The organism is Rhodopseudomonas parapalustris (assembly GCF_053772255.1).
Genome location: NZ_JAMKBZ010000006.1, coordinates 171,861 through 198,017 on the forward strand (window position 1 = coordinate 171,861; position 26,157 = coordinate 198,017).

A 26,157-nucleotide genomic window follows, 5' to 3' on the forward strand; every position below is an offset into this window, starting at 1 on the left:
ACCGTCATGCCGCCTTGGCGGCCCGGCGCAGCGCTTGGGGCGGATGGCCGAAAGCGCGGATGAAGGCGCGGCGCATCCGCTCCGGATCGCCGAAGCCCGTCGCCTGCGCGACCAGTTCGATCGCTTCGCCGGACGCCTGCACCCGGCTGCGCGCCACTTCGAGCCGCAGCCGCTCGACCGCCTTCGACGGCGTGGTGCCGGTTTCATCCCGGAACGCTCGGGCGAAATGCCGAGTGCTCATACCCGACTGCTCGGCCAATTGCTCGACGGTCAGCGGCGTGTCGAGATGCTCGCGCATCCACGACAGCAAGGCAGCGAACCGCCCCGACGGCTCCTGCAGCTCGACCAGCGATGAAAACTGCGACTGCCCGCCGGCTCGGCGCTGCGCAACGACCAACTGCCGGGCCACATCGCGCGCGATCGCATCGGAGTAATCTTCGGCGATGATCGCCAATGCCAGATCGATGCCGGCGCTGATCCCGGCCGACGTCCACACCTCGCCGTCGCGCACGAAGATCCGGTCCGGCTCCAGCCGGACCTGAGGATAGCGCAGACGGAAGTCGCGGCTGCGGCCCCAATGCGTCGTAGCGCGTTTGCCGTCGAGCAGCCCGGTCTCGGCCAGCACATACGCGCCAGAGCAGACGCTGGCGATGCGGCAGCCGCGCCTCGCGGTCGCCCGCAGAAAGGCTTGCGTTCGCACGCACTGCGCTGCCGCGCGAGATCCTTCACCTCCGGCGACGATCAGCGTCCGCATCAACCGATCATGGCGCAAGCCGCGCGCCAGCAGTTCGGCACCGGACGAACTACGCACCGGCCCCGCCTCCGCGGCCATCACCCTGATCGCGGGCGGCAGCCGCGCATGACGCGCGGCGATCTCGAACGCCGCGATCGGACCTGCTGCGTCGAGCAGTTGAAAGTCGGGATAGATCAGCACGCCGATCATCAAAGGCCTCTCGGCATTGTCCTAAAACGAGGGAAATATGCCATTTCGGACAGCAGACGATCATGCCAGGCTGTTCCCGTCAAGCGCAGCGCGCTTAAGGCTCCAGCGACAAGGAGATCGCCATGACCACCACGACCATCGGACTGCTGCTGTTTCCGAAGCTCACCCAGCTCGACCTCACCGGGCCGCTGCAGGTGTTCTCGCGGCTGCCGGACACCAAAGTGCATCTCGTCGCCAAGACGATGGCCCCGGTCACCAGCGACACCGCGCTGATGCTGCCGCCGACGATCGACTTTGCCGGCTGTCCGCAACTCGATGTGATCTGCGTCCCCGGCGGCTCGGGCACCGACGATCTCGTCAGCGACGAGGAGACTCTCGGCTTCCTTCGCCGCCAGGCGGAGCACGCGCGCTATGTCACCTCAGTGTGCACCGGCGCACTGGTGCTCGGCGCGGCGGGCCTGCTGCGCGGCTATCGCGCCACCACCCACTGGTCGGCGATCGAGGATCTGGCGGCATTCGGGGCGATCCCGGACCGGTCGCGGGTCTGTATCGACCGCAACCGCATCAGCGGTGGCGGCGTCACTGCGGGAATCGATTTTGCGCTGACGCTGGCGGAGATCCTCGCCGACCGCAGCACGGCGCAGGCGATCCAGCTCATGCTGGAATACAATCCGGCGCCGCCGTTCGACGCCGGATCGCCGGACACCGCACCGGAAGAGGTCGTGTCGATGTTGAAGCAGCGCATGCAGGGGGCGCGTCGAACCCGCGTCGATGCGATCAAGCGCGCCTCAGATCGATTGGCACGCGATTTCGGGCCGGCGGTCTGATGATCGGACCGCCTGATGCGTCGAGTCAGGCGCCGGGAGTCCAGGGCTGATAGTCGCCGGTCGCCTTCGGCCGGCGGCCGGTCGACAGGGTCGAGCCGCTCGGCCGATGCGCCAGCGGCGTGCCGGTGAGGTTCGGATGGTGCGGCTTCATCCACTCCCGCGGCGTGTAGCTCTCTTCGGTCGGCGGCACCTCGACCACATGGTGCAGCCATCCATGCCACTCCGGGGGCACCCGGCTCGCCTCGGCGTAGCCGTTGTACAGCACCCAGCGCCGCTCAAAGCCGAGGCTGGGATCGATCTTGCCGCCCTTGGTACGGAAATATCGGTTACCCTGATCGTCGGTGCCGACCAGCTCGCCAAACCGCCAGGTCCAAAGCTGGGTGCCGAACGTAAAGCCGTTCCACCAGGTAAAAATCCGCAGCAAAAACAGTTTCATCTGGCGCATCCTCGGCGGCGACAACAGTTTCCCTGATGCCACCGGCGAGCCCGCTTGTCCAGCCGTTGCGAACGCCTGCGAACAAGCGTCGGTGCCGGTTCCGCAAAATCACCGCATTTCATTCAGTCTCTATACAGTTGAATGGGATGAGCTTTCGCTGACGGGCGACGGATGGGAACGACGGCGATCCAACCGGGTTGAGACCGCGAGCGGGCGTTCCGAGCAAGTCCCGTCGATGGAGTTTGTGATGTTAAAGCTGAAAACCTTGAGTGCGGTGGCCGCGCTGGCCATCGCCCTACCCCTCGCCACGGCGCCGAGCTTCGCCCAGGGCCCTGCCGTTGCAGGACGCGGCGGCGGCGGCCCGGCCTTCGGTGGCGGTGGCATCAGCCGCGGCGGCCTTGCCGGAGCAGCAATCGCGCACGGCGCTCCGGTTGGCCCGCGAGTCGCTGGCGGCGGCGGCGGATGGCAGGGCGGCGGAGGATGGCACGGTGGGGGTGGATGGCATGGAGGCGGCGGCCGACCTTGGAACGGCGGCGGCGGATGGCACGGACATCGCTGGCGCGGGGGCGGCTACTGGCCGGGCTACGCGGTCGGCGGGGTTTGGGGGGCGCCCTCCTACGGCTACTACAGCGACCCGTATTATTACGGCGACTACGATGAGCCGACGACGACGGTCACGGTTGTTCCCGACGACAGCAACAGCGACGCTTATTGCCGGCAGCGCTTCAAGTCCTACGATCCAGCGTCCGGGACCTATCTGGGCTACGATGGCAGGCGGCATCCCTGCCCGTAAGGCTTAGTTCGGCTGGCTTGATGGGCGGCGCCGTTTTCGGCGCCGCTTTCGTTTGGCTCAGTGGAAACCTGCGGCGATCGGACTCACCCAGCATTGATCGTTTCGCCGTGCTTTTGCCCCCAAATCGCTGCAAGTGAAGCGTGATCACGCCCGCCGGAGTCGCTTTTCGGCGCGCCTTAACTTCTGTCGGCGATGCTGCCAGAATCGCCAAATCGCTCCCACAGGGAGGCCGCAGCGCTTTGCATCGCTCATCTCAATCACGACGAACGCCGCGCCTCACTGCGGCGTTGAAGGCATCCACAGCGATGCTGGCGCTCAGCCTGGGCTGTGCGGGACTGGTCGAAGCTGCGAACGCGGCCTCGAAGGTTCCGCTGCCGAAGTCGCGACCGATCGCGCGAAGCGCGCCGAAGGCCGCGGCGCAGTCGCTGCCGATTCCCGATCCCCGCCCATCGACCAAGCTCGCCGTCACCAGCCCCGCCGCAGCGGTCGAACCGATGCGTCAGCGACCGCCCGCAGCGACGCTGCACAAGCCGGCGAAGCGCTCGGCTCTGGCAGCGACCGCATCAACTTCCGCAGCCGATGCGGGCGCGCTGGAGAACGTGATCGACCTGGTACGCAAGCGAAAGCCGGGTGATGCCACCGAGGTCGCCAACACCATCGCGGATCCCGTGGCGCGCAAGCTCGCCGAATGGGTGATCCTGCGCAGCGAGAACAACGGCGCCACCGTCGAACGATACGCGGCATTCGTTCGGGCCAATCCGAGCTGGCCGTCGCAGAGCTTTCTCCGCCGGCGCGCCGAAGCGGCGCTGTGGGACGACCGGCGCGACGACGGGACCGTGCTGTCGTTCTTCGAGGATGAACGTCCTTCGACCGGCAAGGGCAAGCTGGCGCTGGCGCGTGCCGTGTTGGCTCGCGGCGACCGGCGCACGGCCGAGCAACTGGTGACCGACGCCTGGCGCAACGACACGATGTCGGAGGCCACCGAAACCACCGCGATGGAGCTGTTCGGCCCGCTGATCACGGCGAGCGACCAGAAAGCGCGGATGGACTCCTTCCTTTACGGTAGCGACCTCGGTCCGGCTCTGCGCGCCGCCAAGCGCCTGGGAAGCGCACAGCTCGCGCTCGCTCGGGCGCGGATCGCGGTCGACAAGAAGGCGTCGAACGCCAAGTCCCTGCTCGCCGCAGTCCCGGACGAATTGCACCGCGATCCGGGCTATCTGTTCAGCAAGATCCAGTTACTTCGACGCGACGACAAGATCGCCGAAGCCGGCCGCCTGATGCTGACGGTACCCCGCGATCCGAACCGGCTGCACAATGTCGACGAATGGTGGATCGAGCGCCGGCTGGTGGCTCGCAAGCTGATCGACATCGGCGATTATCGCCTTGCCTATTTGGTCGCGCGCGACGCAGCGACGCCGACCAGAGGCGTCTACAAGACCGAGCACGAATTCACCGCGGGCTGGATTGCGCTGCGGTTCCTGGGGGATCCGCGGACCGCCGCGCAGCACTTCGCCCGTCTCGGCCGCGACACCACCAACCCCACCGCTCTGGCGCGCGCCGGCTATTGGCAGGGCCGCGCGGCAGAGGCTGCCGGCAACATTCAAGAGGCCCGCAACGCCTACTCGGCGTCGGCGGCGCACTCCACCAGCTATTACGGCCAGTTGTCGCGCGCGAAACTCGGCCTGCCGCAACTCGACCTCAACGGTCCTCCGTCGGGCCATGGCCGCAACGTCGACCGGCTCGAGGTCGTCCGCGCGGTGAACTTGCTGTACGCAATCGAAGAGGGCGAGATGGCGATTCCGATCTTTGCCGATGTCGGCGAGAACGGCGATGTCGACGCTCTGATCGGTCTCAGCGAGGCAGCAGCACGTCACAACGACGCCCGCGCCATGCTGCTGGTCGGCAAGGCAGCTCTCAATCGCGGCCTGCCGTTCGATCATTACGCCTATCCGGTGATCGGCATTCCACAGTTCAGGTCGGTCGGCCCGGAGGTCGAGCGGGCGATCGTGTACGCCATCGCGCGCCAGGAAAGCGGCTTCAACCCCGCCGTGGTCTCTCCGGCCAAGGCTTACGGCCTGATGCAGGTGACGCCCGACGCCGGCAAATACGTCTGCCGCCGTCATGGCTGCACCTTCGATGTCCAACGCCTGAGGTCGGACTCGGTCTACAACGCGGCACTGGGCGCTGCGGAGCTCGGTGGCCTGATCGACGATTACCGCGGCTCCTACATCATGACTTTCGCCGGCTACAACGCCGGGCGCGGCAGCGTGCGCAAATGGGTGGAGCGCTACGGCGACCCGCGCGATCCGAAGGTCGACGCCGTCGACTGGGTCGAGCTGATCCCGTTCTCGGAAACCCGCAACTACGTGCAGCGGATCATGGAAAATCTGCAGGTGTATCGCGCCCGTTTCGGCGGCGGTCAGAGGCTGCAGATCGAAGCCGACCTCCGCCGCGGCGCCAGCGGCGAATGACTGCACCAGTCTCCCAGACTGTATCTGGCAAAACCGATTGCCGGCGTTTGCACGCGATGCGCCTCGTTTAGTCGAATTCCAGAAGCCTAACTGATCGATCCAAATATCGGTGGACCGACACATCATATTGACCATAATGCAATTATAGGACGTCTGCAGTTATACATTGCAGAGCTCACCCCCAAACCACCTTTTCAGTAAGCCTTTTCCGAATGGCAAAAAAGAACTTGGTTGGCTCCGCCTCCCTCGCCCGAATTGACAGCGATTTTTCGCGCCGGTTCATGTCTGTAGTGGCAAGTTTGAGCGTGTATTTGGACGAGCTCCGCCAACTTCGTGCAAGACGTCTCGGGATAAGCGGCCCACAATTCGCAATCTTGCTCACAGTATTAGAGGCTGAAGAAGAGCAAGGGGTGTCGGTGCGGAATACGGCGAAGGCGATGTTGGTAGACCCCTCCTTCATCACCACACAATCGAAATTGCTGGAAAAGAAAGGGCTCCTGCTGCGGAAGATCGATGAGGTCGACGCACGAGTCGTGAAGCTCTCGCTGACCGATCGCGCCTACAAGCAGATTGCAAGTACAGCAGCCGACGAGCAAGCACTGCACGATTTCATTTTCGACGAACTGACCAACGAGAAGCTGGAGCAGTTAGTCGTTCAGCTTACAAGCTTAAAAAATCGTCTTGAGAAGGCTTGCATCAAATTCTCCGCGGGCCTGTGAGTTCACAACAGACGTAATTACAAAAGCAAAAACAAGAATTCTCCAGAGCGCTATAGTCTCGCAGTCAAATCGCCGAATAGGTTCAGATAAAAAAACCTCGGCGGTTTCCCGCCGAGGTTCGTCATTATTATCGCTTCGAATAAGCGAGGATCAGAAGTTCCGCTGAACGCGGAGGTTGCCGCTCCAGACGCCCTGGTCCTTGAACTCATAGGTCTGGCCAAGCGGCTTAGTCGCACCAGGAGCTGCAAGGACAGCAGTCCCGCTCGAGCTCTGATCCAGATAAGTGTACATGACCTCACCAGAGAGCGTCAGGTTCTTGACCGGAGTCCAACGGGTTACAGTACCAATCTGAGCAACAGCGAAGTCGGGATTGCAGACACCAGTGCGCGAGGTGATCGCACCCGCCGAACCATTACAGATCATACCGGTAGCTGTGCCGTTGTAGTCCACCTTGGTATAGGCACCGAATAGCGAAGACGACCAGTACGGGTTCCAGTTGTGGTTAAATGCACCTCGCACGCCCCATGCGGTGGTCTTTTCGATACCAGAGCCATTGCTAAACACACCGTCGGACAAACCGCCGATCGCCAAGCTCTGGTAAGTGCCCGGAATGCTGTTGTTGCCGTAGATCGCAAAGCTCGGGGTGGTCGGGGAGACTTTACCCGTTCCGGTCACATAGGTAGTCGCACCATTGGCATAAGTCGCCGTAATGTTGATGCTGTCACCAGGGCCGGTCGGCAGGTTCTTGAGCGACAGTGCGCCCTGAACTGCGTAACCCCAAGTGTCGCCGGGGTGACCGCTCGTCTCATCGGTCGGCGTGTAATAGCTGGCGCGAAGCTGGTGCGCAGCTGCCGAAACCTGGAACAGGCCCCAAGCCTGGTCAACACGCACCTTGCCGACGATGTCAGGAATCGAGGTGCCGGCGTACGAATTCACACCAAAAACACCATTCGGATAAGTCGGAAGAAGGGTGCCGGTGCCCGCGGTGGTAGTAAGGCCCGGATTGCTGGTGTTGTACAGACCCGGCTGCAGATAGGACGACTGATCTTCGAGGGAGATCGAGGCCGACACGCCGTTGCCGAACTCCGCGGTATACGACACCTGGTTGATACCAGTGACGTCGTCATAGCCACCAAGCAGGAATGAGCTGTTATTGCCCGGATACCCGGTCCAGGGCGTATCGAACTGGGAAACGGCCTTACCGAAAGTAAAGCCAGCAAACTGGACAAAAGCGTAGTAAACGCCGAGTGAGCCAGCCCCAACACCGTCAGCAGTCGTCCAGTTGAAGGTCGCATCGAAATAAGTACGGACGACACCGTACTCGGTCGCGGTGCGAGTATCGAGGTTCAGATCCTGACGAGACCTGAAAACGTAGTCGTTCGCGAGGCGATTCTTCTGACCAGATGCCCCGTTCCATGCCGGAGTATTGTAAGCGCCACCGCCAGCGATGGTCACGTCGGCGCGCAGATAGCCGCCGAGCTTGATGCAGGTGTCGGTGCCCGGGATGTAGTAGAAGCCGGCGCCGTAGATCGAGCAGACCTTCACGTATTCGACCGCCTTGGCCTTCAACGGGAGATCGGCCGCCTGCGCGCCGCTGACGGCGAGAAGAGCCGCCGCTGAGCCGAGGAACAGGCCCTTAACGATGTTCATGTAAACCTCCAAGTTGCTCTGTCGGGAAGGTTCCGGTCCGCAAAGTGCAAGCACCCGCCGTGGTCCCTTAATCCCAGAAACCCGCCTAGCCGCTTCGCGCCTTTGGACACACCCGCTGAACGCGAGGGACTTAAGCGAACCACCTATTACGGGGCGACCTCGGGATGCCCCCCTCCGTCGCAGCACGACAATTACCTAACAGTGATGCACACGCAACAACGGAGCCATGCTCTGCGTCCGGTTTTCGGAGGGGTGTTGCACAAATAGCACTCACGCCCCCGTATCGACGGCTTCAACCTATTGTTTTGAAACGACCTTTTGAATCACACCGGACAGGTGATGCGGCGTTGCAGCACTGATGGAGAGTGGATGGCTCGCGCTCGAAAGCAAGAATCGGAGCCCTCGACGACTATTTTTCTGAGAATCGATTCCTTTCCCCGGGCGAATCCGGGCCCTCCTCACGATGTTCGGCACGGCCCTTTTGAAGCGACGCAGTGGAGCCGGTTGGGATCGTTCGACAACGCCTGTTCCTGAGCCCCCGTCCCTCCCAGGCAAGACAAGGTCACAAGAGGAATGGCAGTCGGCCAGTCTACGAGATGACGTTTTCTCGTGCACAGACCCAAAGGTCGCGGTGCAATCCATGCAATCCTGCTTGCGAGCAGCCACCGTGTCGGGCATATCGAGCGCACCGGAGACGTGGCCGAGTGGCTGAAGGCGGCGGTTTGCTAAACCGTTATAGGGTTGTAAAGCCCTATCGAGGGTTCGAATCCCTCCGTCTCCGCCACCTCAAACTCTTGAAATTGCAGACAAAATCTTGAACCGGCAAGACTAAGCGATGTCTCGCCCGATCGCGCGCTGAATTCGGCGGGCGAAAGTTCGATTCGCTCGAATCCGCCGAGCCATTCGCCGGCCGCCCGCGCATGGCGCATCGCCGCGCCGCAAGTTCATATCAAAAGATACGAGCACCACCTCGGGTCAGGCCTAGGGTAACGAACCGTGTTCCGACGCAGGAACAGCAGTGCCGTCAGAAGCCGTGCCGGGGCGCTCAGGTGCTGGTTCGGTTCATCGGAGGTCCCTTGCCCTACAGAGCCTTTCTCGCCCGTATCCGACAGTTTTTCGACGGCCCAGACGAGCACCTCGACTTGATTGCGTCAGGCTTGGCCGGCGGCGAGCTGAGGCAGCCCGCGACGCCGATGACCGATCAGGAATTGGCCGAGGCGATTCGCGAATTCCAGAAAGCGCCGCCTTCGGAGGATTCTTTGAAGAAGCTCGGCGCCAAGCTCACGCGCAGACAATAGAGGCGACCTGTCCGGGCTCGGCTCGTCGGAACCGTTCGCCACCGCTCTGCACCACGCTACGGCGTCTCTTGCCGACCGCTCGGTCGCAAATTTGAAGTGGGCTAGGCCGGGACCGTTTGTGCTCCCCGCCGCAGCAGAGCGAATACGACCAGCGAGACCATTCCAAGCACCGCCGAGAGCACCGCGGCGCGGCCATATTCGCCGTTGAACACGGCGTTGTAGACCTCCAGCGAAATCGTGTTGGTCTTGCCGACGATGTTGCCGCCGAGCATCAAGGTGATGCCGACCTCGCCGAGCGAGCGCGCGGTGCCGAGCACCAGGCCGGCGACGATCGCGCCGCGGATGTTGGGCAGGATGACGAACAGGAACGTCTCGAGCTCGTTGCGGCCGAGCGTCCGCGATGCTTCGCCGAGGCTGCGGGACACGCTGGCGATTGCCGCCTCGATCGGCTTCACCACCAGCGGCAAACCGGCGATCACCGACGCCAGCAGCACGCCCTCGACCGAGAACACGAAGCTGAAGCCGAAGCTGGTGTCGAGCCAGTGCCCGACCGGGCTGCGGCGTCCGAGCAGCAGCAGCAGAAAGAAGCCGAGCGCGATCGGCGGGAACACCAGGGGAATCGTGACGAGCGCGTCAAGCACGGTGCGGCCCGGCCAGGATCGTTGCGCCAGCGCCCAGCCGAGCAAAGTGCCGAGCACGATGTGCAGCACCAGGGTCGCCGCCGCGATCTTAAGTGACAGCAGCGCGGGCGCGATCAGCGCCGGATCGTGCAGCGCCTCGATCGCAGCGGCCAGCATATGGCTTACAGCCCGTGGCGCTGCAGAATGGCGCGCGCCTGCTCGGTGCCGAGAAATCGCACGAAGCCGTCGGCAGCCTTCGCGGCCGCCCCCCTCACGCCGCAGACGATCTCGGCCGGATCGTACAGCTTGCTGTCGACCTCGACGTAGCCGCCGATGTTGCCGGCGGCGCCGATCGCGTCGGTGGCGTTGATGAAGCCGGCATCGACTTCGCCGCTGGCGACGTAGCTGGTGACCTGCGGCACGGTGGCGACGGGGACGAGCCGCGCGTCGATGGTCGTAGCCAAACCGCTACGTTCGAGAAACTGCCGGCCGGCCTTGCCGTAGACCGCGCTGGCCTGATCCGGGATTCCGATCCGCTTGAACTCAGTGCCCGCGAGGTCTTCGGGCTTCGACAGCGTCAGCCCCTTGCGATAGGCGATCACCAACCGTCCCATGCCCAGCGGCGCGATCTGCGAGAAGCCAAAGTCCTTGGCCTTGTCCAGCACCGCTCTGTCGCCGCAGACCAACGCGATCTGATCGCTTTCGCGCGCCTGGGCCAGCACCTGGCCCATATGGCCGTACACTTGCAGCAGTTTGTCGCCCGACAGCTTCTCATAGGCGGCCGCCAGTTCGGCGATCGGCCGCCGATACCCGGCGCCCGCGGCCAGCGTCGTCTCCTCGGCACCTGCCGGCGCGGCATACGACAGCAACGCCACGCCTATCACCGCAGATCTGACCGACCACGCCATTGCAATCCCCTGCCCCTGGATTCGCTCGCGGAGGTCTGGCTAGCAGAGCCGCGCATCGTTGTATATTTCACTATATAACGATCCCGGCTGGTGGTGAGGCAATGGACTGCGGAGTCGACCACATCGAGCTACGCGTGCGGATGCCGCTTTCCGGAACGGCAGGACCATTCTGGCTCGATGTCGATCTGGCGATCGCAGCCGGTTCGCTGCTGGCAATCGCCGGCCCTTCGGGTGCCGGCAAAACCACCCTGCTCCGTGCCACCGCCGGATTGACGCGGCCAACGGAATGCCGGATCCGGGTCGGCGCAGAACTGTGGTGCGATAGCGCCGCGCGGGTTCACTGGCCGACGCGCAAACGGTCGATCGGTCTGGTGTTTCAGGATTACGCGCTGTTTCCCAACATGACGGTGCGGGGCAATGTCGAATACGCGATCGGATCACGCAGCCGCGGATCGGAGGTCGACGAACTGCTCGATCTGGTCGCACTCGACCGTCTCGCTGACGCTTTTCCGGGCCGCCTGTCCGGGGGCCAGAAGCAGCGACTGGCTCTGATCCGGGCGCTGGCGCGGCGGCCGTCGCTGCTGATGCTCGACGAGCCGCTGTCGGCGCTCGATCCGGCGATGCGACGCAAGCTGCAGGACGATCTGCTGCGGCTGCATCGCCGCTTCGGAACCACCACGCTGCTGGTCAGCCACGAACCGTCCGAGATCCTCCGCCTCGCCGACCGCGTGATCCGGCTCGAACACGGCCGGGTGACGTTTGACGGATCGCCGACTGAGGCGCTGGCCAGCGCAGCAGACAACGATCCGTTGATCGTCACCGGCATCTATCTCGGCGCGTGCGACGCCGGCGATGGCCACTCTGTGCTGATCGACGGTCGCAGACAGCGGCTACATCTGTCGGACGCCACCGGCTTGGCTATCGGTGAGCCGATAACGTTGCGGATCGACGGAGCCGTGGTGCAGCGAGCGGCACCGAAACATGGCGAGCGCCTCAACTGTCGGCCGGCTTCGGCGGTTGCTGCGGCGGCACTTCCTCGCATTTGACCACGATCTGAAAAACGCCACCGCATTGCGGGCACGAATAGTCGCGAAGCTCGTAACCCTCGACCAGCGGACGCGCGCGCAGCAACTCGATCGCCGATCGGCAGATCGCGCAATTGCTCCCGTTACTCTGCACCGCGTCCCCCATCCCCCGGAACCGCGGCTGTATAGCCTGTTCTGCGGGCCGCGTTGCAACTGATCAGTACGCGGTCCGCAGTTATTTCGTCGTCATGCCCCAATGGTGGTATTAGATAACAGCATCATTCCATGGTGCAGAAATCGGCCTACCACTTTCGATGTATCAGTGATTAGAACTGCACCCCGCGGGTGAGCGCGCCGTCGACCACGACGTTGGTCCCGGTGACGAAGCTGGCGGCACGGCTGGCGAGAAACACCACCGCGTTCGCCATCTCCTGCGGCGTCCCCATCCGGCCGGTCGGGTTGAGCGCGAGCGCCGTGTTGTAGAGGTCGGGGTTGCCGTTCTTGATCTGCTCCCACACCCCGCCTTCGAAATACGTATTGCCGGGCGAGACGGTGTTGGCGCGGATTCCCTTGCCTGCGAGCTGATACGCAAGTCCCTGGGTGTAATGAATGATCGCCGCCTTGAAGGTGCCGTAGGGCCCGGCCGCGAAATCGATCTCACGGCCCGAGACGCTGGAGACGGTGACGATCGCCGGCTGCTGACTCTGTTCGAGGTACGGCATCGCGGCATCGACCAGCCGCACGGTGCCCATCATATCGGTGGCAAAGCCCTTCGCCCAGCTCTCCTCGTCCGAGCCGATCGCCAGCGCGCTGACATTGGCGACCACGACGTCGATGCCGCCGAGCTTGGCCGCCATGTCCGCGACCCATGCTTTCAACCCCGGCCCATCGGACACATCCACGGCACCGCCGAATGCCGACACGCCCGTTGCCTGCAGCGCCGCCACCGCACTGTCGACCTCGGCCGCATTGCGCGCGCAGAGGCCGACATGTGCACCTTCCGCCGCGAAGGTCTCGGCGACGGCGCGCCCGATCCCCTTGGTGCCACCGGTGACCAGTACTTTGACGCCCTTCAATCCCAGATCCATGCTTGCTCCCCTCGGTTAGTAGTTTCCGGCCACCGCCCGCACCAGCGGCCGATAGCTGTGCGGCATCCGCATCGACACCAAGTCCTTTCGCCGCACCACGTTGGTTGGATACACGCTGTCGAGATTGGAGGTGTCGATCGTCGCGGTGGCGCCCCCCTCCTCGCTCCCGATCAGAGCCTCGCGGCGCGGAAACTCGAACGTATCAGGCCCGAACACCCCGCTCAGTCCGGGATAGCCACGCCCGACATCGGCGACGTTAGCAAAAGCAAAGAATACATTGTTCTCGCCGGCGCGGACACGGAAGTGATGCCAGTGATGCGGGTCGGCGCCGGTCGGAATCGGCGCCGGCTGCTTGACGCTCGTGCCCGCATGCGGCGTGCTGAAGCGGGTCGCGATCGCAGCCGGGCACGCGATGATGTCGCAGCCGCGCAGCGCCAGCACGCGCCCGGCTTCCGGGAACATTGCATCGTGGCCGATCAGAAGACCGACGCGACCGAGCGGCGTGTCGACGACGACGAAGCCGTCTCCCGCCGTGGCCCAGCTCCGCTCGTCTTCGGTCAGGTGCGTCTTGCGATACGTCGTGATGCCGCCGTCCGGCGCAATCAGCACGGCGCTGTTGTACAATCGCTCGCCGTCTCGCTCGGCAAGACCGCAGACCAGATATAGCGACAGTTCACCAGCCAGCGCCACGAGCCGGTCGATGGCTGGGCTCGGCACCGCCACTGCACTGCGTGCCGAATCGTCGAGCCCGGTGAGGCTCAATTCGGGAAACACCACCATTTCGGTGCCGTCGGTCTTCGCCTTCCGCGCCAACACCTCGATCCGATCGAGATTGCCAGCGACGTCGGCGGTCGGTGCAAACTGCGCGGCGGTGAGTTTGGAGCGTTTGCCCTTCGGCCAGGCCTCGTGGCCGTAAAGCCCGAAGAAGTCGCAGGGATTCCAACTGAAGGTGTCGGTGAGCAACTCCGGATACAGCTCCGGGCGCCGCTGCCGGAACACCGCCTCGCCGCCGATCCGCCGCGCACGCGCAGCTTCGAGGTCGATGTCGGCGAATGCGACGCCGTCGCCGCCGTCGATCACCGTGGCAAGGCTGCCGTCCGGCGCGATCACGCAGCTCCCGCCGGAGAACTGCACTGTGCGCTCCAGCCCCCAGCGATTACTCTCGATCACGTAGCAGGAATTCTCGAAGGCGCGGCTGATCCAATACGGCGCCGGCGTGCGTTCGGCCAGCCAGTTCGAGATGTGGCAGATGATGTCGGCGCCGCCGAGCGCCATCAGCCGGGCGGTCTCGACGAAATGGATGTCCATGCAGATCAAAAGCGAAATCCGCCCGATCGGGGTGTCGAACACCTGATTGTGCAGATCGCCCGCCGCCGACCATTTCGGCTCGGAGATATAAGGATGCGTCTTGCGGTGACGTCCGATCAATCCCTCCGGGCCGATCAGGACGGCGGAGTTGAAATAGATGCGGTCCTCATCGACCTCCGGAAGGCCGACGACGATGTAACAATCGTGCTTGCGCGCCAGTTCGGCGAACCGCGCCGTGGTCGCCCCCGGGATCGGCTCGACGAACGGCGCCACTTCGGCGCGGTCGTACCAGCAATAGCCGGTGGTGCCCATCTCCGGGGTGACGATCAGTTTGGCGCCCCCCACCGCCGCCTCCTCGCACAGCTCGAGCAGGCGCGCGACGTTGCGCTCCTTCTCGGCCATGATCGGCTCGAACTGGACGGTAGCGACCTTCAGCATTTGCGACATCGCCGTCGCTCCCCCTTACACCAGGAACGACTTCTTGATCGACGCGCCGAGCGTATACTTCGGATCGACCATGTTGCCGAGCCGGACACGGCCCGCCTGGGTCAGCAGCATGTAGGCATCGATCTCGTCGAAGCCGTAGTCCGCCGCCATCCAGCGGCACAGCTCGCGATAGGCGATGCGGGCGGCATCCTCCATCGGCCGCGCCGAGCCGATCGTCATGATGAAGTCCTTGGTCTCCAGCCGCGGCCAGTGGATCGGCCAGCCCTTGATCAGATCGATCTGCACCGTGGTCACGGTCGGGTGTTCGATCGCGACACCGCAGAGTTCGCCGTCGCCCTGGGCGGCGTGACAGTCGCCGAGATAGAGCAGCGCGCCCGCGGTGTTCACCGGCAGATAGATGATGGCACCGACGCCGACATCCGGCAGATCCATGTTGCCGCCGTAGTAATCCGGGACCAGCGACGAGATCGCCTCGATCTCCGGCGAGGTGCCGATCGTGCCGATGAACGGCTCATAGGGCAGCGTGATCTTGTCGTTCCATTTGGTGCCGTGCTCAGCGGTGATCTCGAGCTTCTTGACACGCTCCGGCAGCGGCGCGTTCAGGAGCGCGGTATTGCCGGTGCCGACCAGGCCGCCGAACTCCGGCATCACCACGGTGGTGCCGCGCGGCTGCGGCCCACGCGGAACGATGCTCTCAATGTACACGGCGAGCGTGTCACCCTTCTCTGCGCCGTTGACCCAGATCGGGCCGTTCTGCGGATTGAGGAACGGGAAGTTGAGGATCTTGGACGGGATGTCGGTCTCAGACTTGATCGCGCCCTCGAACGCGTCGTGGGTTTCGGCCGCCACCACCGCGCCGGGGTCGACGGTCAGGACCTTGTCGAAATACGGCCCGTAGACGTAGTGATACTTGCCCTGCTCCGCCTCTGTGATGGTGTGGCTCTTGCCGCGCACGCCCTTGGCGACGCCCTTGCGCGCCATGATCGATTCAGTCTGCCAGGCCATGTTGGTCTCCTTTGTTGATTTCAGTCACACCGCGAGGTGGCGGCGCATTTCGGCCTCGTCGTCGAGCGCGGCGCGGTCGAGGTCGGCGACGATCCGACCCTTGTCCATGACGTAGCAGCGCTGCGCCATCGCCCGGATCATGTCGAGATTCTGCTCGACCAGAATGATCGTGACGCCGGTCTTGGCGTTGAGCGCGACCATGTCGCGGGCGATGTCCTGGACGATGTTCGGCTGGATGCCTTCGGAAGGCTCGTCGAGCAGGATCAGCTCGGGATCCGCGACAAGCACGCGCCCGATCGCGAGCTGCTGCTGCTGACCGCCGGACATGGTGCCGGCGCGCTGGCTCCAGCGCTCGCCGAGGATCGGAAACGTCTCGACCACCTCGCGCCGCTGCTGTTCGGTCAGCCGCCCCTTGATCGACGCGCCGACCGCGATGTTCTCGCCGACGCTGAGGCGCGGAAACACGTCGCGCCCCTGCGGGACGTAGCCAATGCCGAGACGCGCCCGCTTGAATGCCGGCAGATGTTCGACCGGATCGCCGCGGAAAACAATAGAGCCGTCCATCGTCGGGATCAGTCCAATCAGGCTCTTCATCAGAGTCGATTTGCCGACGCCGTTGCGGCCGATCACCGCGATGATCTCGCCCTCGCGGACTTCGATCTCGAGGCCCTGCAAGACAGGCTTGCCACCATAGCCGGCACGCAGCCCCACGGTGTTGAGGATGACTTCCTTACGCATGGTGATGAGCCTGCCCGAGATAGATCGCCGCGACCCGCTCGTCGGCGACGATGTCGTCGATCGAGCCTTGCGCAAACACCTGACCGAGATGCAGTACAGTGACGCGCTGCGCGACCTGACGAACGAACGCCATGTCGTGTTCGATCGCCAGCACCGTCATGCCTTCGGCGTTCAGCCGCTTGACCATCTCACCGGTCTGGAACGTCTCTTCCGGCGACATCCCGGCGGTCGGCTCGTCGAGCAGCAGCATCCGCGGCCTCAGACTGGTCGCCATTCCGATCTCCAGCCACTGCTTCTGGCCGTGGCTGAGATTGCCGGCGGTCTGATTTTGCTCGGCTTCGAGGCCGAGGAACGCCAGCAGCCGGTCGATCTCCCGGTCGAGTTCGGCACCATGCCGCGTCCGTTGCAGCGCGATCTCGAGGTTCTGCCGGACCGACAGGCCCTTGAACACGCCGGGCACCTGGAATTTGACCGAGAGTCCACGCGCGATCCGCGCGAACGACTTCAAGGTGGTGATGTCCTCGCCGGCGAAGAAGATCTCGCCGGAGCCCGGCGCGTACTCACCCAGGATCAGTCGGAACAGCGTGCTCTTGCCGGCGCCGTTCGGGCCGATCAGGCAGTGAATTTCTCCGGTCTCGAACGACAGGTTCACCTGGTTGGTGACGTGCAGCCCGCCGAAATGCTTGTTCAGGCCTCGGAGTTGCAACAGCGCCATCAGTTCCGTCCTCCCTTGGCGCGGGCGACGAGCCGGCCGATCACGTTCATCGCGCCGAGCACCAATCCGTTCGGCGCGATCAGCACGGTCAGCACCAGCAGAAGACCCATCACCACCAGCGCATATTGGCTGCCGTAGATCGTCAGTGCCTGGAAACCGGCGAGCACCACCAGCGTGCCGACCAGCGTCGAGGTCAGATCGCTGCGGCCCCCGACCGCGACCCAGATCAGCGGCAGCGCCGCCGACGTCATGCCCATGCTCGACGGGGTGATGTACTGGCCCCAGGCGGTGTAGAGCACGCCCGACAGACCGGCGAGCCCGGCACCGATCACGAAGTTGATGAGCTGATACTTGCGGATGTCGTAGCCGAGCATCTCGGCGCGCTCCGGATTCTCCCGGATCGCCACGATGACGTTGCCGAACGAGGAGTTCACCAGGATGCGGAGGCCAAGATAGACCACGACCACCAGCGCCAGGATCAGATAGTAAAGCCCGACATCGGCGAACAGCACGATCGGCCCATCGAACCATGGGATGGTGATCGGCGGCATCCCGCTCATGCCGTTGAAGCCGTTGAGCCGCGCCGCGCCGATCCGCCAGTCCGGACCTGCGGTCTGCGCCATGAACCGTTCCAGCATCAGGGTCACGGCGAGCGTGACGATACCGAGAAACACGCCTTCGATCCGGCCGAAAAACATGAAGTAGCCGAGCAGCAGCGCCACCACCGCGGCGATCGCGACCGCCGCCAGGAGAGCGACGAGCGTGAAGCCGTAGGCGGCACCGAAATTCAGCGTCAGGATGCCGTAGCTGTAGCCAGCGATGCCGAAGAACGCAGTCTGCCCGAACGACAACGCACCGCCATAGCCCCAGATCAAGCACAGGCTGAGCGCGATGAACACCCAGACGAAGAAGTACGCGGTGTTGCCGACGGTGTAGCCGTCGCTGAACATCGGATATGCGATCGCGCCGATCAGCGCCACCACGAACACCGACCAGAACAGCAGGCCGCGGCCTTTGGTCTGCGGGCCCTCGAGCCGGCGAAACAGAGAGATCAAACCGTTCACGCTCGCCTCCCTCAGGTCCGTTCGCGCAGCAGGAAGCCGGATATGCCTTTCGGCAGCACCCGGACCACGATGATCACCGCGACCAGAAGGCCGATCTGACCGAACAACTGGCCCTGCCAGGAGGTCATCACAGACTTCACCACCGCAAGGACCGCAGCAGCCGGCGCGGTGCCGAGGAAGACGTCGGCGCCGCCGATCACCACCGTGACGAACGCCTCCATCAGGAAGGTCGCGCCCATCGTCGGCACCAATGTCATGGTCGGCGCGTACAGCCCGCCCGCCAGTCCGGCGAGCCCGGCGCCGCAGGCGAAGGTCAGGCTGTAGATCCAGCGGGTATCGACGCCGAGCGCATCCGCCATGTGCGGCACCTGGATGGTGGCGCGTGCCTTGACGCCGAACGAGGTCCAGTTGAACACCGCATACAGCGTCCCGAGAACGCCGAGAGCCGCCAGGAACAGGACGATCCGGTAGATCGAGTAGGAATACGCGCCGACCTGGAAACTGCCGAACGGCGTCCCGACCCCGGCCATGGTCGAGCCGATCACGATCAGCGTGCCTTGCGTCGCGATCAGACTGAGGCCCCAGGTGGCGACGATGGTGTCGAGCGGGCGTTCATAGAGATGCCGCACCACCACGAACTCGACCAGCATACCGACCAGAGCGCAGACCAGCGCGCCGGCGAGAATGGCGAGCGGCAGCGGCAGTCCGGCGTGAGCGGCGGTGGCGGTGACGTAAGCCCCGCACATGATGAACTCGCCGTGGGCGAGATTGATCACCCCCATCATGCCGAAGATCACGGCGAGCCCGCAGGCCGACAGCACCAGGAAGGCGAAGGCGTCGGCGAATTGATACAGCGCCGCGAAGGCGAAGGTGGCGATGTCCATCTGACGTCCAACAAGGTGGCGTGGAGGGCCGCGGCACGGGCGGCAGCCCGACGAATGTCCATTGAGCGGAGAAGCAGCCGCTCCGGCGCGTCAGGGTGCGCCGGAGCGGTCCGCCGCACTTACTTGGGCGGCGGGTTCGACGGCGTGTATTGCGCCATCGGATCCTTCTTGGTCAGATCGCAGCCGGCATCGCCCAGCCAATACGGCTTGATGTCCGGCCAGACCTTCGGGAAGTCGATCGAATGATCGGCATTGACGTGCGCCAGGTAGATGGTGTGCGACATGTGCTGGCTCTTCGGATCGATGCAGACCTTGCCTTCCGGCGCGTCCATGCAGACGTCACCCTGCGCGATCACCTTGCGGATGTCGTCGCGCTTGGTCGACTTCGCCCTCTCCACCATCTGCTTGTACAGATAGACCGCGAGGTAGGAGTTCTCGGCTTCCTGATTGATGTACGGCTCGTTCGGGAATTTGGCCTTGAACTTGGCGACGAATTCCTTGCTCTTCGGGCTGTCGATTTCCTCGATGTAGTTGGTGGTAACGTACATGTCCTTCAGGCTCGGCGGCTTGAAGCGCTTGTGCTCGTAGCCCTGGCCAACATTGACCGACGACGCCATCGGAAGGTTGACGTTGGCGGAGGCCGCCTGCTCGTAGTAGGACGCCTGCGCGGTGCCGACCAGCAGCGTCACGATGAAGTCCGGCTTGGCCTTCTGGATGTTCTGGATGCTCTGCGAAAACTGCGACACGCCGAGCGGGATGAACTCCTCGCCGACCATTTCGCCGCCGTTCTGCTTGACGATGTTGCGCACCCATTCGGCCGAGATCTGGCCGAAATTGTAGTCCGCGGCCAGCGTATAGACCTTCTTACCGTACTTCTCCATCATCCACGGAATCAGGGTGGAGAACTGCTGCTCGGGAACGGCACCGGTGACGATCATGTGGCCGTCGCAGACGCCGCCTTCGTACTGATTGTTGTAGAACGCGAAGCCGTTGAGCTGATCGACGATCGGCCGATAGGCTTCACGCGAGGCCGACGAGAAGCCGGCGAACACCGCATCGGCCTTGTCTTTCTGCAGCACGCGCCGCATGAATTCCTGGTAGCGAGTATTGTCGGACTGGGTGTCGTAGATCACCAGTTCGAGCGGGCGGCCCATGATGCCGCCGGCCTTGTTGATCTCGTCTGCGGCGAGCTGGATGGCGTGAACCTTGCCGATCGTCGCCACCGCGAAATCGCCCGACTGATCCTCCAGCACGCCGAGCTTGATCGGCTTCTCTGCGGCGAGCGCCGCGCCTGAAGCGAGGACGAGCGTCCCCGTGAGGACTGCGGCATGCAGTCCCCGTAACACAGTTCCAGTCATGTTGCTGTCTCCTACATCGCTCGTTTGTCGCCACGGTGCAGCGGCGGGGCGCCGGTGTGGCCAGTCGAATCGGGCGGACTCGCCCGTCGGCTCAGCAGATCCTCGCAATAGCTCTCCAGGCTCTGCCTCACGCGCATGCTCTCCCGGCGGATCTGGTCGTAAGCGCCGTCCTCGTCGAGGCCGCTGTCCTGCATCCGCTGGACCACGGCGCGCAGCACGGCACGACGGCCGCGACGGCGCTCCTCGAGCGTCTGCAGGCGCTCCTGCATCCCGCCGCGCAGGAGAAACTGGTTGATGCCCATGAACAACGCCGAGTACACGGCGCCGCCATGCACCGGCTTGCGCAGAAAGGCGGTAGCGCCGAGATTGACCAGCGCCTTCAACCGGCTCGGCGCTTCGACGCCGACCAGCCCGATCACCGGCACCGGCGGCAGATGCGACAGTGGATTGAGTTCGATCGCCAGCACGCCGTCGAGATCGCCATCGACGAACAGCATGTCGCGATCCGGCTGCAGCGACGCCAGATCGACCTGAGCACGACCATCGACGATCGGCAGCGCCGCGCAATTGACGCCGAGCTTGGCGAGCGTCGGCTCCAGCGCGCCTTCCCTGCCCGTGCGCTCCATCACAAGGAGCGCGCGGCCGCCCTTGAAGTTCTGAACCGGTCGAAAGGTCATGACTTCACCAGCCTCAACAATGGAGAACGCATGGCGGCAGCGAACCGCGGCGAGGTTTGCACCAGATAGGGATCGGGTGCGATCGGCTCGGGAGCTTCGAGCAGCACTTCGAATTGGCCGGCGGCCGTCGACCGGCCGATCCGCGGCGTCAGCCAGGCGTGGTAGGTCTGCGGGTCGATCCGCACTTCGCCTTGCGGCGCGATCAGGCGCTGGTCGGCGACCGCCGCGCGTACTGCGGCGGCATCGTCGGTGCCGGCCTGTTGCAACGCCGCCGCGAGCAGCTTGACCGCGATGTAGCACGCTTCCGCATCCGCCGAAGGCGGCGGCGCGTCCGGAAACTGCGCTGCGTAGGCGCGGATGAAGGCGCCGTTCACCGGGCCGGCGAGCGAGGCGAAATAAACGCTCGACGACAGGTGGCCATCCACCGCCTCGGCTCCGATCTCGGCAAGCTCCGGCTCCGCCAGCGTGCAGCTCGCCACCGGGATTTCGGCGGGCTGATCGATGCCGCGGGCACGGCAGGCAGATCGGAATGCGCGGAAGAACGCATAGGCGCTGGTGCCGATCAGATTGTTGAAGACGAAATCCGGTCGCTGCTCCAGGATCGCCGCGACGACGCGGTCGAAATCGGTGTCGCCGATCGGCAGATAGCGCTCGGCCAGCACGGAGCCCCCGCGGGCGATCAGCGCCTCACGGAAGATCCGGTTGTTCTCCCACGCCCAGATGTAGTTCGAACCGATGCAGAACGCGCGCTTGCCGTGCTTGGCGGCGAGATAATCGACCAGCGGCAGCACATGCTGGTTGGGCGACGCGCCGGTATAGACCACGTTGTCGGAGCTTTCGAACCCCTCGTAATGCGACGGATACCACAGCAACCCGTCGTGCTTCTCGAAGCACGGGATCACTTCCTTGCGGCCCGACGACGTGTAGCAGCCGACCACCTGCCGGACGCCGGATGCGAGCAACTCGTGCGCCAGCGCCCGATACTGCGACAAGTCACCCGCCGGATTGACGACAACCGGCTCGAGCTCCGGGCCGCTGCCGTCCGCCGCGACCTCGCGGAGCCCCAGCATCGCGCCGTTCAGCATGGTGCGGCCGACCGCCCCGTAGGACCCGGTCGTGGAGAACATCACACCGATGCGCAGCCGCTTCGTCATGCTCGTGTCCAAAAAACAAAAAACGCCCATCGGCTGTCGAGCCGAGGGCGCTTTCGCCACCAACCAAACGCGCTGCGATCTGCGCGGTGTCGGAAATGGTTCAAAACTCTTTGCGTCTCAGGGCTTAGTTGCCCAACGCTTGGTGATTACGGTCGTCGAGTTCATAGTTCAAGTCAAGCGCATTGTTGATGCTAAACCTGCCGCTTTTCCCGCCTTTGTGCAGCAAATTGATGCAGCGCGATCGATGGCTTCTGGTTCAGTTCGCGTATGATCAGAACACCATCGCGCGCCTCCCTCGCCTGAGCCCCTGCAGCAATTTCAACTCGGAATGCAACCGCCTCTTCTCTATTTAAACCTGGAGTGGTAGAGCACCCGCGGCGATCGCAGGACCGGACATGACCGATAATCTTCAGGGCTTCTACAAAGCGGCATTCGAAACGGCGCGGAAGAAGTCGCACGGGGTGATCTTTCTCCACGATGGCAAGATCCAGGGCGGCGACTCCACCTTCCTGTACGTCGGCGCCTATTCGCAGTCCGGCGTGACCGTCACCGGCCATCTCCGCGGTATCCGCCACTCTTCGGATCATTCGCGCCTGTCGGTCTTCGGTATCGAACCATTCGACGTGACATTCGACGGGGTCGCCAAGGACGGCTATGTCGCAATCGAAGGTTACGCCCGCGAGACGCCGGGCCTGCCGATGAAGGCCCTCCTGACGCGTATCGACGACTGAGCATCCGCACTTCCGATTTCCCTGGCAGCGCGCCGACGGTCGTCGTTGTCGATCAACGTTCGCAGGGATGCTCCGCTTGGTATCGATGTAATCTTTACGAGCTACAAGCCGGACGAATTCAATCTCCGCTAACGCTCCAAAGTACAAGCCCCTGAGATTCCAACCAGTTGTTAAGCAGCCTGAACGAGGCTGACACCCGCACGACGCCAGCGGCGTTCGCGGCACAACAACAGCAAACAGGTGGCAGTCATGGCATCATTCGCACAGACGTATCGCGCCGACGACATCGACGCGCACGGCTCGCTATACTGGGGCATCTACGATTTCATCCACCAGTTCGTCGCACTGCTGGACATCGAACAGCGCTGATCCGCTTCACGCGGTCCGCTCTCCAGCCAGATCCAGCAACTTCGGCACCTGACCGCGGATCGCGCTTGCGACCTCGCGGTCGAGCCGGTCGAGCCAGCGCTTCGGGATCGCTGCGAGACCATAGGTGGCGCCGGCGAGCATGCCGGCGAGCGCGCCGGTGGTGTCGGCGTCGTCGCCCTGATTGACTGTGGCGATCACGCAATCGGCGAAGCTGTTCGTCGAGAAATAATAGTGCAGCACCGTCTGCAGGGTGTCGACCACATAGGCGGTGGCAGGGCCACGATACGGCGTGAAACCGAAGTTGCGGTGCGCCTGCACCAGTTGGTCGGCAACTACGCGGGCGCCGCCTTGTCCCGCGCCGGCCAGCAACGCCTGAAGCATCTTCACCAGCGCCAGCGCGGCGGCGTCCGACAGCGGATGATGGTGGGTGATGTGCGCTTGCGCGATCGTCCACGCCCAGGCCTGTTGGGGCCGTCCGTAGGTGGCGAGAGCCAGCGGCAGAATTCGCATCGCCGCGCCGTTGCCGGCATCGCCTTCGAAATACGTCCCCTGCATCGCGCCGGTGGTGATGTAGCGACGAATGCCGCGACGGCAGGTGCTGCCGACGTCGACCGGCCCGGTCTTGAGCCAGGCAGCGAACTCCTCGCAAAGGTCGGACAGGTCGAGGCCGCCGCGGCGGATCAGCGAGCGGCCGAGCGCCAGCGCCATGTCGGTATCGTCGGTCACCTGCCCCGGCCTCAGCCGCAGCCAGCCGCCACCGGTGATGTCCTTGTGCACGCCGTAGCGCGCCGCGATCTCCGACTTGGTCATGAACTCCACGGTGGCGCCGAGCGCGTCGCCGATCGCGAAGCCGAGATAGGCGGCGAGCGCGCGGTCCTGCAGGCTCGGCGAGGTCATGGGGCGTCCTTTCAGAAGTAGCTCGCGGTGACGCGATAGTCGCCGCCGATCACCAGATATTCGCCCTCGCCCTTCAGCGGATGCCCGGCGAGCAGCCGGTTGAAAAACAGGATCTTCGACACCGGCACGCGCACCGTCAGGATCGTATCGCCGAAACAGTCGGCGACGCCGCGGTCGGAGGTGAACGAGGTCAGGTTATTGAGCCGGATGATGCAATGCCGCTTATCAAGCCGTTCGACGATCTGATGCTCTTCGAAGCCGTTGACGCCACGATACAGCGTGATGTGGGTGCTGCCGGTGGCAACAAAATGCGTCAGCGCCCATTGGCAGAATTCGTACAGCAGATCGAGCTGGACCAGAATCGCGTTGTTGTGGAAACGGCTCGACATCTTCTCTTCGACGTAAGCCGTCCACACCGGGCTGGCGATCCGCCGGATCGGCTCCTTGTGAAATGTCGGAAACAGTCCGAACCGACTCTCGACCCACCCTTTCAGCACAGCCCCTTCGGCACCGTTGCTGTCGAAGCCCCAGCCCTTGATCAGATCGAGATAGGACGAGCGGAAGCGGCGGCGGCCGTCGCGGCCGCGGACACGCTGCTCGGCGTCGATCCCGAACAGCGCCGTCATGTAGCAGGCGAACGCTTCGCCGGCTTCGGCGAGATCACGCGCCTCGCCCAGCATCTCGAACAGGCTGGGATTCATCTCGCGCACGCCGGCGATGTGGAGCGGCACCGGCGCGTCGTTGAAGCCGACGCCGGTGAGAAACCGCATCGGCACGCCGACGAGGTTGCTGGAATGCCCGATGCTGCCGTCTTCGCTCACCTTGGCCGGCTCTGCCGCTGTCGCGCCCGCCGCGCGCCCCGATCGATGGTCCTGGCGGAGCCCATCGTTAGCCAAGACCGCGCCGTCTGCCTATGCGCAACTCGGCGGAGCGTTGCCGGCAGCAGACGACAGGCGATCAGCGCCGGCGGGCCAGCGTCTCGGAGGGCAGCTCGCCGTGGCGGCGACGATAATCGTTGGCGAAATGGCCGAGATTGACGAAGCCGCAGGCGAACGCCACCGACGTCACCGAGCGAGACGGCGCGCCCGACAGCAGCATCTCGCGGGCTTTGTTGAGCCGCACCGCCTTGGCGAACGCCATCGGCGAATAGCCGCGGTGCTTCTGGAAAGCCTTGAACAGGCTGCGCACGCCGACATTGGTCACCGCGGCAAGATCGACGATGGTGATCGCCCGATTCCACGACGCCTCGATGAACTCCTCGGCGGTGCGGACATAGTCCGGCGCGGTGTCGGGCGCGTCGCGGTCGAGCTGACTGCTGTAATTATGCCGCGTGACGCTGAGGAACGACACTGTCAGCGCCTGCTGCATCTCGCGCAGCATCGCCGGCGGTAGCGCCGGCGCGGCCGGATCGACGTGGCGGGCGACGTGTAGAGCCAGATCGCGCAGCGCCAGCGCCCCGCGGTCGTCGCTGCGCAGTCCTGGATCGAAGGTCAGCTTGCCGCGGGGCTGGACTCCGAGCAGCGCCTCCAGAGCGGCGGTCAGGGTCGCGGCGGTGATGCGCAGGATCATCTGCCGATAGTCGCCGCCGAACTCGAGCCGCGCCGGTGTGCCGGCCGACGATACGCACCAATGCTGCGGATCGAGCTCGACGCTGGATGCGCCGACGGAGGTCCGGCTGCTGCCGCGTAGCGCGATCTGCACCCGGGCGAAATCGGTGTCGCCGAATTCGGCGACGGCCGGCGCGGCATAGGCGCAGAACCCCAGCCCGGCGCCTTCGAACGCGACGTAACTGCCGAACCCCTCGAACCCGTCGGCAGCCGCCTCGAAGTTGTCGGCGCCATACACCGACAGCATCGCCTCCCGCATCGCTTCGGGATCGCGGGTGTGGACGACAGGGGCACGATTGAGCGGATAGCTGTTCGGGTCGGCGTTCAGTTGAACGTCAAACTCGGGCTGGCGCATTCCAACGGACTCACTGCGGGGAGGATTCGGGTCGCGGGAACTTGTGGCTGGCTTCGACAACGAGTCTTGA

At 64.3% G+C, this 26,157-nt stretch carries 26 protein-coding genes and 1 tRNA gene; 9 read left to right on the plus strand and 18 right to left on the minus strand.

The annotated features are described in order from the left end of the window. Positions 1–4 precede the first annotated feature (4 nt). A complete protein-coding gene (locus tag M9H71_RS08155) occupies positions 5–943 on the minus strand; it encodes a GlxA family transcriptional regulator (RefSeq protein WP_455404546.1) in 939 nt (312 codons plus the stop codon). Positions 944–1,065: 122 nt separating this feature from the next. Between M9H71_RS08155 and M9H71_RS08160 the strand changes: the two genes are divergently transcribed. Next, complete coding sequence (locus M9H71_RS08160; protein ID WP_455404547.1) at positions 1,066–1,770, plus strand: DJ-1/PfpI family protein; 705 nt, start codon at positions 1,066–1,068, stop codon at positions 1,768–1,770. A 25-nt stretch (positions 1,771–1,795) separates the two neighbouring features. On the opposite strand, the gene M9H71_RS08165 is transcribed toward M9H71_RS08160, so the two are convergent. Then, a complete protein-coding gene (locus M9H71_RS08165; RefSeq protein ID WP_455404548.1) occupies positions 1,796–2,206 on the minus strand; it encodes an NADH:ubiquinone oxidoreductase subunit NDUFA12 in 411 nt (136 codons plus the stop codon). Here M9H71_RS08165 and M9H71_RS08170 point away from each other — a divergent pair. From M9H71_RS08170 to M9H71_RS08180, 3 genes are all read left to right on the plus strand, one after another. Continuing rightward, positions 2,151–2,999: a BA14K family protein gene (locus M9H71_RS08170; protein WP_455404549.1), complete on the plus strand. Its 849-nt coding sequence runs from the start codon at positions 2,151–2,153 to the stop codon at positions 2,997–2,999. The two genes, M9H71_RS08165 and M9H71_RS08170, sit on opposite strands and share 56 nt — an antisense overlap. A 305-nt stretch (positions 3,000–3,304) precedes the next feature. Then, on the plus strand, positions 3,305–5,470 hold the full coding sequence (locus M9H71_RS08175) for a lytic transglycosylase domain-containing protein (RefSeq protein ID WP_455404550.1): 2,166 nt from the start codon (positions 3,305–3,307) through the stop codon (positions 5,468–5,470). Positions 5,471–5,682: 212 nt separating this feature from the next. Then, positions 5,683–6,189 carry a MarR family transcriptional regulator gene (locus tag M9H71_RS08180; RefSeq protein ID WP_455404551.1) on the plus strand — a complete coding sequence of 169 codons (507 nt, stop codon included), beginning with the start codon at positions 5,683–5,685 and terminating at the stop codon, positions 6,187–6,189. A gap of 150 nt (positions 6,190–6,339) precedes the next feature. Here M9H71_RS08180 and M9H71_RS08185 read toward each other — a convergent pair whose 3' ends face one another. Beyond that, the gene (locus tag M9H71_RS08185) at positions 6,340–7,839 is read right to left on the minus strand and encodes a porin (protein WP_455404552.1); all 1,500 of its coding nucleotides are present in this window, start codon (positions 7,837–7,839) and stop codon (positions 6,340–6,342) included. Positions 7,840–8,529: 690 nt separating this feature from the next. Between M9H71_RS08185 and M9H71_RS08190 the strand changes: the two genes are divergently transcribed. Together M9H71_RS08190 and M9H71_RS08195 are read left to right on the plus strand one after the other, a co-directional pair. Continuing rightward, positions 8,530–8,623: transfer RNA gene (locus tag M9H71_RS08190), tRNA-Ser, on the plus strand. Positions 8,624–8,915: 292 nt separating this feature from the next. Next, positions 8,916–9,137, plus strand: coding sequence for a hypothetical protein (locus M9H71_RS08195; protein ID WP_110786295.1), 222 nt, complete (start codon positions 8,916–8,918; stop codon positions 9,135–9,137). A 101-nt stretch (positions 9,138–9,238) separates the two neighbouring features. On the opposite strand, the gene modB is transcribed toward M9H71_RS08195, so the two are convergent. After that, positions 9,239–9,934 carry a molybdate ABC transporter permease subunit gene (gene modB / locus M9H71_RS08200; RefSeq protein WP_455404553.1) on the minus strand — a complete coding sequence of 232 codons (696 nt, stop codon included), beginning with the start codon at positions 9,932–9,934 and terminating at the stop codon, positions 9,239–9,241. A 5-nt stretch (positions 9,935–9,939) separates the two neighbouring features. Then, positions 9,940–10,632, minus strand: coding sequence for a molybdate ABC transporter substrate-binding protein (gene modA / locus M9H71_RS08205; RefSeq protein WP_455404554.1), 693 nt, complete (start codon positions 10,630–10,632; stop codon positions 9,940–9,942). A 134-nt stretch (positions 10,633–10,766) separates the two neighbouring features. Between modA and M9H71_RS08210 the strand changes: the two genes are divergently transcribed. Continuing rightward, positions 10,767–11,711, plus strand: coding sequence for an ABC transporter ATP-binding protein (locus M9H71_RS08210; RefSeq protein WP_455404555.1), 945 nt, complete (start codon positions 10,767–10,769; stop codon positions 11,709–11,711). A gap of 305 nt (positions 11,712–12,016) precedes the next feature. On the opposite strand, the gene M9H71_RS08215 is transcribed toward M9H71_RS08210, so the two are convergent. The 10 genes from M9H71_RS08215 to M9H71_RS08260 all read right to left on the minus strand — a co-directional run bounded on the left by M9H71_RS08215 (position 12,017) and on the right by M9H71_RS08260 (position 22,128). Next, positions 12,017–12,778 carry an SDR family NAD(P)-dependent oxidoreductase gene (locus M9H71_RS08215; protein ID WP_455404556.1) on the minus strand — a complete coding sequence of 254 codons (762 nt, stop codon included), beginning with the start codon at positions 12,776–12,778 and terminating at the stop codon, positions 12,017–12,019. 15 nt (positions 12,779–12,793) lie between these two features. After that, positions 12,794–14,533 carry a nitrilase-related carbon-nitrogen hydrolase gene (locus M9H71_RS08220; protein WP_455404557.1) on the minus strand — a complete coding sequence of 580 codons (1,740 nt, stop codon included), beginning with the start codon at positions 14,531–14,533 and terminating at the stop codon, positions 12,794–12,796. Positions 14,534–14,548: 15 nt separating this feature from the next. Further along, positions 14,549–15,538, minus strand: coding sequence for an acetamidase/formamidase family protein (locus M9H71_RS08225; RefSeq protein WP_164605474.1), 990 nt, complete (start codon positions 15,536–15,538; stop codon positions 14,549–14,551). Between the two features lie 24 nt (positions 15,539–15,562). Next, complete coding sequence (locus tag M9H71_RS08230) at positions 15,563–16,276, minus strand: ABC transporter ATP-binding protein (protein WP_455404558.1); 714 nt, start codon at positions 16,274–16,276, stop codon at positions 15,563–15,565. After that, positions 16,269–16,991 carry an ABC transporter ATP-binding protein gene (locus M9H71_RS08235; RefSeq protein ID WP_415218673.1) on the minus strand — a complete coding sequence of 241 codons (723 nt, stop codon included), beginning with the start codon at positions 16,989–16,991 and terminating at the stop codon, positions 16,269–16,271. Before M9H71_RS08235 ends, M9H71_RS08230 begins: the two co-directional genes overlap by 8 nt. Beyond that, positions 16,991–18,055, minus strand: coding sequence for a branched-chain amino acid ABC transporter permease (locus tag M9H71_RS08240; RefSeq protein WP_455404559.1), 1,065 nt, complete (start codon positions 18,053–18,055; stop codon positions 16,991–16,993). Before M9H71_RS08240 ends, M9H71_RS08235 begins: the two co-directional genes overlap by 1 nt. Before the next feature lie 11 nt (positions 18,056–18,066). Further along, complete coding sequence (locus M9H71_RS08245; RefSeq protein ID WP_455404560.1) at positions 18,067–18,939, minus strand: ABC transporter permease subunit; 873 nt, start codon at positions 18,937–18,939, stop codon at positions 18,067–18,069. Between the two features lie 119 nt (positions 18,940–19,058). Next, on the minus strand, positions 19,059–20,297 hold the full coding sequence (locus M9H71_RS08250) for an urea ABC transporter substrate-binding protein (RefSeq protein WP_455404561.1): 1,239 nt from the start codon (positions 20,295–20,297) through the stop codon (positions 19,059–19,061). 11 nt (positions 20,298–20,308) lie between these two features. Further along, a complete protein-coding gene (locus M9H71_RS08255; RefSeq protein ID WP_455404562.1) occupies positions 20,309–20,974 on the minus strand; it encodes an ANTAR domain-containing response regulator in 666 nt (221 codons plus the stop codon). After that, complete coding sequence (locus M9H71_RS08260; protein ID WP_455404563.1) at positions 20,971–22,128, minus strand: transporter substrate-binding domain-containing protein; 1,158 nt, start codon at positions 22,126–22,128, stop codon at positions 20,971–20,973. Before M9H71_RS08260 ends, M9H71_RS08255 begins: the two co-directional genes overlap by 4 nt. On the opposite strand from M9H71_RS08260, the gene M9H71_RS08265 reads away from it, so the two are divergent. Both M9H71_RS08265 and M9H71_RS08270 read left to right on the plus strand, forming a co-directional pair. Beyond that, the gene (locus tag M9H71_RS08265) at positions 22,091–22,399 is read left to right on the plus strand and encodes a hypothetical protein (RefSeq protein ID WP_455404564.1); all 309 of its coding nucleotides are present in this window, start codon (positions 22,091–22,093) and stop codon (positions 22,397–22,399) included. The genes M9H71_RS08260 and M9H71_RS08265 overlap by 38 nt on opposite strands. 124 nt (positions 22,400–22,523) lie before the next feature. Beyond that, positions 22,524–22,859, plus strand: coding sequence for a GrlR family regulatory protein (locus M9H71_RS08270; protein WP_455404565.1), 336 nt, complete (start codon positions 22,524–22,526; stop codon positions 22,857–22,859). 375 nt (positions 22,860–23,234) lie between these two features. On the opposite strand, the gene draG is transcribed toward M9H71_RS08270, so the two are convergent. From draG to M9H71_RS08285, 3 genes are all read right to left on the minus strand, one after another. Continuing rightward, positions 23,235–24,125 (minus strand): ADP-ribosyl-[dinitrogen reductase] hydrolase, encoded by an 891-nt coding sequence (draG, locus tag M9H71_RS08275; RefSeq protein WP_455404566.1) that lies wholly within the window; start codon positions 24,123–24,125, stop codon positions 23,235–23,237. Between the two features lie 11 nt (positions 24,126–24,136). Then, positions 24,137–24,946, minus strand: coding sequence for an NAD(+)--dinitrogen-reductase ADP-D-ribosyltransferase (locus M9H71_RS08280; protein ID WP_455404567.1), 810 nt, complete (start codon positions 24,944–24,946; stop codon positions 24,137–24,139). Between the two features lie 136 nt (positions 24,947–25,082). After that, positions 25,083–26,087: an AraC family transcriptional regulator gene (locus M9H71_RS08285; RefSeq protein WP_455404568.1), complete on the minus strand. Its 1,005-nt coding sequence runs from the start codon at positions 26,085–26,087 to the stop codon at positions 25,083–25,085. Between the last annotated feature and the right edge of the window lie 70 nt (positions 26,088–26,157).

Excerpts from the sequence above, each read along its gene's own strand:
- M9H71_RS08155 (WP_455404546.1), bottom strand. The coding sequence starts at position 943 with ATGATCGGCGTGCTGATCTATCCCGACTTTCAACTGCTCGACGCAGCA.
- M9H71_RS08160 (WP_455404547.1), top strand. The coding sequence starts at position 1,066 with ATGACCACCACGACCATCGGACTGCTGCTGTTTCCGAAGCTCACCCAG.
- M9H71_RS08165 (WP_455404548.1), bottom strand. The coding sequence starts at position 2,206 with ATGAAACTGTTTTTGCTGCGGATTTTTACCTGGTGGAACGGCTTTACG.
- M9H71_RS08175 (WP_455404550.1), top strand. The coding sequence starts at position 3,305 with ATGCTGGCGCTCAGCCTGGGCTGTGCGGGACTGGTCGAAGCTGCGAAC.
- M9H71_RS08180 (WP_455404551.1), top strand. The coding sequence starts at position 5,683 with ATGGCAAAAAAGAACTTGGTTGGCTCCGCCTCCCTCGCCCGAATTGAC.
- M9H71_RS08185 (WP_455404552.1), bottom strand. The coding sequence starts at position 7,839 with ATGAACATCGTTAAGGGCCTGTTCCTCGGCTCAGCGGCGGCTCTTCTC.
- modB (WP_455404553.1), bottom strand. The coding sequence starts at position 9,934 with ATGCTGGCCGCTGCGATCGAGGCGCTGCACGATCCGGCGCTGATCGCG.
- M9H71_RS08210 (WP_455404555.1), top strand. The coding sequence starts at position 10,767 with ATGGACTGCGGAGTCGACCACATCGAGCTACGCGTGCGGATGCCGCTT.
- M9H71_RS08215 (WP_455404556.1), bottom strand. The coding sequence starts at position 12,778 with ATGGATCTGGGATTGAAGGGCGTCAAAGTACTGGTCACCGGTGGCACC.
- M9H71_RS08220 (WP_455404557.1), bottom strand. The coding sequence starts at position 14,533 with ATGTCGCAAATGCTGAAGGTCGCTACCGTCCAGTTCGAGCCGATCATG.
- M9H71_RS08225 (WP_164605474.1), bottom strand. The coding sequence starts at position 15,538 with ATGGCCTGGCAGACTGAATCGATCATGGCGCGCAAGGGCGTCGCCAAG.
- M9H71_RS08230 (WP_455404558.1), bottom strand. The coding sequence starts at position 16,276 with ATGCGTAAGGAAGTCATCCTCAACACCGTGGGGCTGCGTGCCGGCTAT.
- M9H71_RS08235 (WP_415218673.1), bottom strand. The coding sequence starts at position 16,991 with ATGGCGCTGTTGCAACTCCGAGGCCTGAACAAGCATTTCGGCGGGCTG.
- M9H71_RS08245 (WP_455404560.1), bottom strand. The coding sequence starts at position 18,939 with ATGGACATCGCCACCTTCGCCTTCGCGGCGCTGTATCAATTCGCCGAC.
- M9H71_RS08250 (WP_455404561.1), bottom strand. The coding sequence starts at position 20,297 with ATGACTGGAACTGTGTTACGGGGACTGCATGCCGCAGTCCTCACGGGG.
- M9H71_RS08255 (WP_455404562.1), bottom strand. The coding sequence starts at position 20,974 with ATGACCTTTCGACCGGTTCAGAACTTCAAGGGCGGCCGCGCGCTCCTT.
- M9H71_RS08260 (WP_455404563.1), bottom strand. The coding sequence starts at position 22,128 with ATGACGAAGCGGCTGCGCATCGGTGTGATGTTCTCCACGACCGGGTCC.
- M9H71_RS08270 (WP_455404565.1), top strand. The coding sequence starts at position 22,524 with ATGACCGATAATCTTCAGGGCTTCTACAAAGCGGCATTCGAAACGGCG.
- draG (WP_455404566.1), bottom strand. The coding sequence starts at position 24,125 with ATGACCTCGCCGAGCCTGCAGGACCGCGCGCTCGCCGCCTATCTCGGC.
- M9H71_RS08285 (WP_455404568.1), bottom strand. The coding sequence starts at position 26,087 with ATGCGCCAGCCCGAGTTTGACGTTCAACTGAACGCCGACCCGAACAGC.